A 6,108-nucleotide genomic window follows, 5' to 3' on the forward strand; every position below is an offset into this window, starting at 1 on the left:
GAACAAGGAGATGATCTGAAATGATCTAACAACCACTCATCCTTGACCAAGCCCATACAAGTATTCCAGAGACAGTGGTCGCTTCGCAGAGAAGCTGCGGCGTACTGGATACCCCGCTTTCGCGGGGTATGACACTGAGGGTGTGGCAGCATTTTCCGCCATAACGCGCACTCCACCTCAATGAAAATCCCGTGACGGCGGCAGAATCCTCACGTCGCGGGGGTGGCGGAGTTTTTGCGCGGGCGCATCAAGGTGGTCGCGGCGGTCGTCGTTGAGGGGTTCGATCAGGGCAGCGCCTGATGGCACCGGGTGCTTACGGCTTAACGCATCATTGGCGAGCCCGACCAGATCGTACGAGCGGTCGATCATGCGTTGCGCGATGAGATGCGTCACCTTTTCGGGGCTGCTCTGGATATAGCCTTCGACCAGGATGAGGCGCGCGCCCATTACCTCCTTGCGGTATTGCTCCATGATCTTGGGCCACACCACGACATTGGCGATGCCGGTTTCGTCCTCCAGCGTCATGAACACGACGCCACTGGCGCTGCCCGGCCGCTGCCGCACCAAAACCACGCCGGCACAGCGAACGCGGCGCCGCTCGTTCTCATGACTGACGTCCTTGCAGACCATGACCCGCTCGCGCGTGAACATCTCGCGCAGGAATTCCATCGGATGCCCCTTTAGCGACAGGCGGATGGTCTGATAGTCAGCGACGACCTGCTCGGGGCGTGGCATCACCGGCAGCGGTTTTGCGTGCTCGTCCGGCTGCTCGCGCGCGGTCGCCGCTTCGAACAGCGGCAGCGGCACGTCGTCGGGCAGACGCCGCACCTGCCACAGCGCCTCGCGGCGATCGAGCCCGAGCGAGCGGAAGGCGTCGGCATCCGCCAGCAGGATCAGCGCGCGCTTGGGCAGGCCGGTGTCACGGGCGAAGTCTTCGAGCGAGGTGAAGGGACGGCGGTTGCGCGCCGCGACGATGCGGTCGGCCCAGTCTTCCTTCACCTCCCCCGCTTGCGGGGGAGGTCGGATCGCATCGTTAGATGTGATCCGGGTGAGGGCTCTCTCCTCTTGGGGATCATCGATTGCGGAGACACCCCCACCCCAGCCCTCCCCCGCAAGCGGGAGAGGGAGCGCAGTCCCGTTGTGGTTGGCTTCCCGGAATGACGACTGAATTTGTTTCAGCCTCTCCTCATCCTCATCGAGCCAATGAAACCCATCGATCTGGCGGAAGCCCAACCGCACGGCGCAGTATTTGTTGTTTCCCTCCTCCAGCGTGTTCTGCGCAAAGCTGTAGGACACGTCGATCTCGCGCACCTCGACGCCGTTCTTGCGGGCATCGCCGACGATCTGCGCCGGCGCATAAAAGCCCATCGGCTGCGAGTTCAATAGTGCGCAACAGAACGCGTCCGGATGATAATGCTTCAGCCAGGACGAGATGTAGACGAGCTGGGCGAAGCTCGCGGCATGGCTCTCCGGAAAGCCGTAGGAGCCAAATCCCTTGATCTGGTCGAAACAGCTCCGGGCAAAGTCAGGGTCGTAGCCGCGCGCGACCATATTGCCGATCAGCTTGTCCTCGTACTTGCCGATGGTGCCGACATTGCGGAAAGTCGCCATCGAGCGGCGCAGGCCGTTGGCCTCCTCGGAGGTGAATTTTGCCGCCTCGATCGCGATCCGCATCGCCTGCTCCTGGAACAGGGGCACGCCCATCGTCTTATGCAGCACCTTGTAGAGCTCGTCCTTGTCGCCATACTCCGGTGACGGTGATGGATAGCTCACCTGCTCCTGGCCGTTCCGCCGCCGCAAATAAGGGTGCACCATGTCGCCCTGGATCGGCCCCGGGCGCACGATCGCGACCTCGATGACGAGATCGTAGAAGGTCCGCGGCCTCAGGCGCGGCAGCATGTTCATCTGCGCGCGGCTCTCGACCTGGAACACGCCGAGCGACTCGCCGTCACACAGCATGTCGTAAACTCTGGGATCGTCCTGCGGCACGCTGGCCAGGACCCAGCGCTTCCCCTTGTGCTGGCCGATCAGGTCGAAGCTCTTGCGGATGCAGGTCAGCATGCCCAGCGCCAGCACGTCGACCTTCATCATGTTGAGCGCGTCGACGTCATCCTTGTCCCATTCGATGAAGGTGCGGTCGTCCATCGCGGCATTACCGATCGGCACATAGGTGTCGAGCCGGTCCTGGGTCAGCACATAGCCGCCGACATGCTGCGAGAGATGGCGCGGGAATTCGATCAGCTCGGTCGCAAGTTCGACCGCGAGGCTGACCATGGGATTGTTGGGATCAAGCCCGGCCTGCTTGACCTGCATGTCGTTGAGGCCCTTGCCCCAGCTCCCCCAGACCGTGTCGGCCAGCGCCGCGGTGACGTCCTCCGTCAGGCCCAGCGCCTTGCCGACATCGCGGATGGCGCTGCGCGGGCGGTAGTGGATGACGGTCGCGATGATCGCGGCGCGATGGCGGCCGTAGCGGCGATAGACATATTGCATCACCTCCTCGCGCCGCGAATGCTCGAAATCGACGTCGATATCAGGCGGCTCCAGCCGCTCCTTGGAGATGAAGCGCTCGAACAACAGATCGACCTTGGTCGGATCGACCGAGGTGATGCCGAGCACGTAGCACACGGCCGAATTCGCAGCCGAGCCGCGGCCCTGGCACAGAATGCTCTGGCTGCGCGCATAGTGCACGATGTCGTGCACGGTGAGAAAATAATGCGCGTATTTCAGCTCGGCGATCAGCGCGAGCTCCTTGTGCAGGGTGGCGCGGAGCTTGTCGTCGATCTTGCCGCCGAAATAAGTCTGCACGCCGGCCCAGGTCAGATCCTCCAGGTGCCCTTGCGCGGTCTTGCCCGGCGGCACCGGCTCGTCCGGATATTGGTATTTGAGCTGGTCGAGCGAGAAGTCGATTGCGTCTGCAAAGCGCATGGTCTCCGCGATTGCCGCAGGGAAATCGCGGAACAGCCGCGCCATTTCCCGGGGTGTTTTCAGGAAACGTTCGGCATTGGCCTCCAGCTTCTTCCCGACGGCCTCGATCGTGGTTTTTTCCCGGATGCAGGTCAGCACGTCCTGCAAGGGCCGGCGCGCGGGATGGTGATAGAGCACCTCGTTGGTCGCGAGCAGCGGCACTTTTGCCTTCACCGCGAGATCGTCGAGCCGCGCGAGGCGGCGCCGGTCGTCGCCGCGATAGAGCAGGCTCGCCGCCAGCCACACGCCCTCGGCACGGCTTGCCTTCAGTTTTCCGAGAACATCCAGCGCTTGTCCCGGCTCGAAGCGATGCGGCAGTGTCAGGACCAGAAGCTGGCCTTCGGCAAACTCCAGGAGATCAGCGAAGCTGAGGTGGCATTCGCCCTTCTCGATCCGCGTGATGTCATTGCCGCGCTTGCCCCGGGTGAGAAGCTGACAGAGCCGGCCATAGGCCGCGCGGTCGCGCGGATAGACCAGGATGTCGGGCGTGCCGTCGATGAAAACGATGCGCGTGCCGATCAGAAGTTTTGGCTTGTGCAGCACCTCGGCATTATCGAGCTCCTTGTAGGCACGCACCACGCCGGCAAGCGTGTTGTGATCGGCAATCCCGATCGCGGGAATGCCCAAAATACTGGCCTGATGCACATAGGCACGCGGATCCGAGCCGCCGCGCAGGAAGGAGAAGTTGGTGGTGATGCCGATCTCGGCGTAAGCAGGCGTCTTCATGCGAAGAGACCGTGCACATACCAGTTGGCGGGAACGGACCTGCCCTCCTCGTCCACGAGTTCGCCATCGTAGAGACCATCGCGAAAGATCCAGAACCGCAGACCTTCGGCATCCTCGACGCGAAAATAATCCCGCGTGAGCTGCTTGCCGTCCTGCCGCCACCATTCCATCGCGATGCGTTCTGGCCCTTCCACCCGCACCACCGCATGCAGCGCACGCCGCCAGGTGAATTGATGGGGCGGCCCGTCCGGCACGGTCGCGAACGGCACCTTGATCGGTTCTGGCTTGTCGAACAGCCGCAACGGGCGCAGCGGCGGCTCGCTCTCAACGCGCGATGGCCATTCAGCCTGCGCGGCGGCGGCGAGATGATGCTGCGCAGGCGCGCCCAGCACGGCGCACTCCGGGATATGCGTATCCTGCGGCAGGTGCACGACGACGCGTTTTCCGCCGATCCTCGCGGCGATGCGGTCGATCAGCGCGGCGAGCTCGTCATTGTCATGGACGCGCGCATCGAGATCGCGCTGCTCCTGCACCACGATCTCGGTGCGACTCGCCGAGAGACGGACCATGTCGAAGCCGAAACCGGGATCAAGGGGATCGGCGAGCGCATCCAGCCGCTCGCGAAAGAGACGATCGACGACTGCGCTTCGCGTCACCGGACGTCCCGTTTCGACCATGATCGCACGCACCACGCCGTCGGTACGGAAGAAGGACGCCTCCAGTCGCCGCGCGCCCTTGCCCTGCTTCTCCATGGAGGTAACAAGCGTATCCGCGAGCCGCGACAGCGTCATCGCGATCATGGTGTCGGTCGCGATCGGCTCGGCGAAACGTTTTTCCACGATGTAGTCAGGCGGCGATTTTCGCGGACTGATCGGCGCATCGCCCTGCCCCAACGCATGCGCGAGCAGCGTCGAGAAGCGCGCGCCGAAGCGCGCTGTGATTTCATGGGGACTGCGTGAAGCGACATCACCGATGGTCTTCAGGCCGGCGCGACGCAGACCCGTGGTGATGGCGTCATCCGCGACGAGCGCCGAGACCGGGAAGCGGTTGATCGCTTCCGCCTCCGCGCCATCGGCAACGATGGTGCCAGGTGCCTGCCGCGTCAGCGTGCGCGCGCAGATCGAGGTCGAGGCGATCGCCGCGCTGACCGCAAAACCCTGCCGTGCCAACGCACGAACGAGCGCCTGCAACAGGTTGGCTTCGCCGCCGAACAGATGCGCGCAACCGGTGATGTCGAGAAACAGGCCATGCGGGGGATCGAGCGCCACCAGCGGGGTGAAGCGGTCGCACCAGTCGGCGATATCCTCGAGCGTCCTGGCATCCGCCGCGACATCGGCGTCGAACACTTTTAATTCCGGACAGATCGCGCGGGCATTCGCCAGCGGCTGGCCGATATGCAGGCCGAGGCGCCCGGCCGCTTCATCGAGCGCGTAGATCGAAAGCGCGTTGTTTTCCTTGGCAACGACGATGCTCGGCTCATCTTTTCGTTTTAACGCGTTTTCTCCACCCGAACCGATGTCCACTTCGCCTGGAAACGCTTTATCCGGCTTTTCGCTGATGAGCGAAAGCACCCGCTTGATGCGATCGATGGGCAGGCGCGGCAGCCACAGGCTGAGGATACGCCGACGATTCACTGAACAGGCACTCATCACATTTCCATTCCATGATCCACCGGCCGACCGGGCCATGACGATTGCGAACGAGCTCGGCATCGAAGCGAGGCGCGCCCCAGGCGCTCCACGCAGGTCCAGGCGGCGAATGCGCCGCCCGCAACATCCATCTGGTTTCCGCGGTCGACGGCAGAGGGTTTGCCGCCATCCGCAGCAGCAGCCCAGTGCCTCCTGAGGCTTGGGCTGCAAGCGTCAGCTTGCGGCTCGCCACGAGATCGAACTGTTTCGTCTCGCCCCAGAGCTCGAGCACGACGGCGCCCAGCGCATCGCAGGCAAGCGCATCGGCCGAGGTGCGCAGCGCGCTCTCGACATCGGCAGCGCGCACCATCACCACGCGGCACGGATCGAGGCCGAGCTCGGCAAGCCCGCTCATCGACAGCGTACCCGCCTCGACCTCCGAAAAATCCTGCCGCACCCACAGCAGCGGGCGATGCGCCATCAGGCGCCCCGCAAGTCCGGTGACAAAGCCCGTCGCGGCCGTGCCCTGGCGTCCCTCGCAAAACACTTCGTGGATCGCCGCGCGCGCCAGCCCGCCCTGCAACGCGTCGTCTGCTTCCGGGTGGCCGAGCGCCACGCGATCGCGATGATGCGCGGCTTCCGACGTCTCGATGCGCTCGATCTGGCCGCGCAAAGCCGCAAGCGCGCTTATGCGTGCGCTCATGCTCGCCGCTCCTTCAGAGATGGTCGCCAGGATCGTCAGAAAGACAAACGATCGGCTGGCTCATTTGTTCATGATATGTTCTAATAT

At 63.8% G+C, this 6,108-nt stretch carries 3 protein-coding genes; all 3 read right to left on the reverse strand.

What is annotated here, in order from left to right:
- Positions 1-177 precede the first annotated feature (177 nt).
- Genes SO139_RS45165 through SO139_RS45175 form a run of 3 tightly spaced genes read right to left on the reverse strand, consistent with a single transcriptional unit; the run spans position 178 to position 6,021 of the window.
- The gene (locus SO139_RS45165) at positions 178-3,690 is read right to left on the reverse strand and encodes an error-prone DNA polymerase (protein WP_449379556.1); all 3,513 of its coding nucleotides are present in this window, start codon (positions 3,688-3,690) and stop codon (positions 178-180) included.
- Positions 3,687-5,339: a Y-family DNA polymerase gene (locus SO139_RS45170; RefSeq protein ID WP_449379557.1), complete on the reverse strand. Its 1,653-nt coding sequence runs from the start codon at positions 5,337-5,339 to the stop codon at positions 3,687-3,689. Before SO139_RS45170 ends, SO139_RS45165 begins: the two co-directional genes overlap by 4 nt.
- Positions 5,230-6,021, reverse strand: coding sequence for an ImuA family protein (locus SO139_RS45175; RefSeq protein WP_449379558.1), 792 nt, complete (start codon positions 6,019-6,021; stop codon positions 5,230-5,232). The genes SO139_RS45170 and SO139_RS45175 overlap by 110 nt, the downstream gene beginning before the upstream one ends.
- Positions 6,022-6,108 lie beyond the last annotated feature (87 nt).

It is taken from the genome of Bradyrhizobium sp. UFLA05-89 (assembly GCF_059803475.1).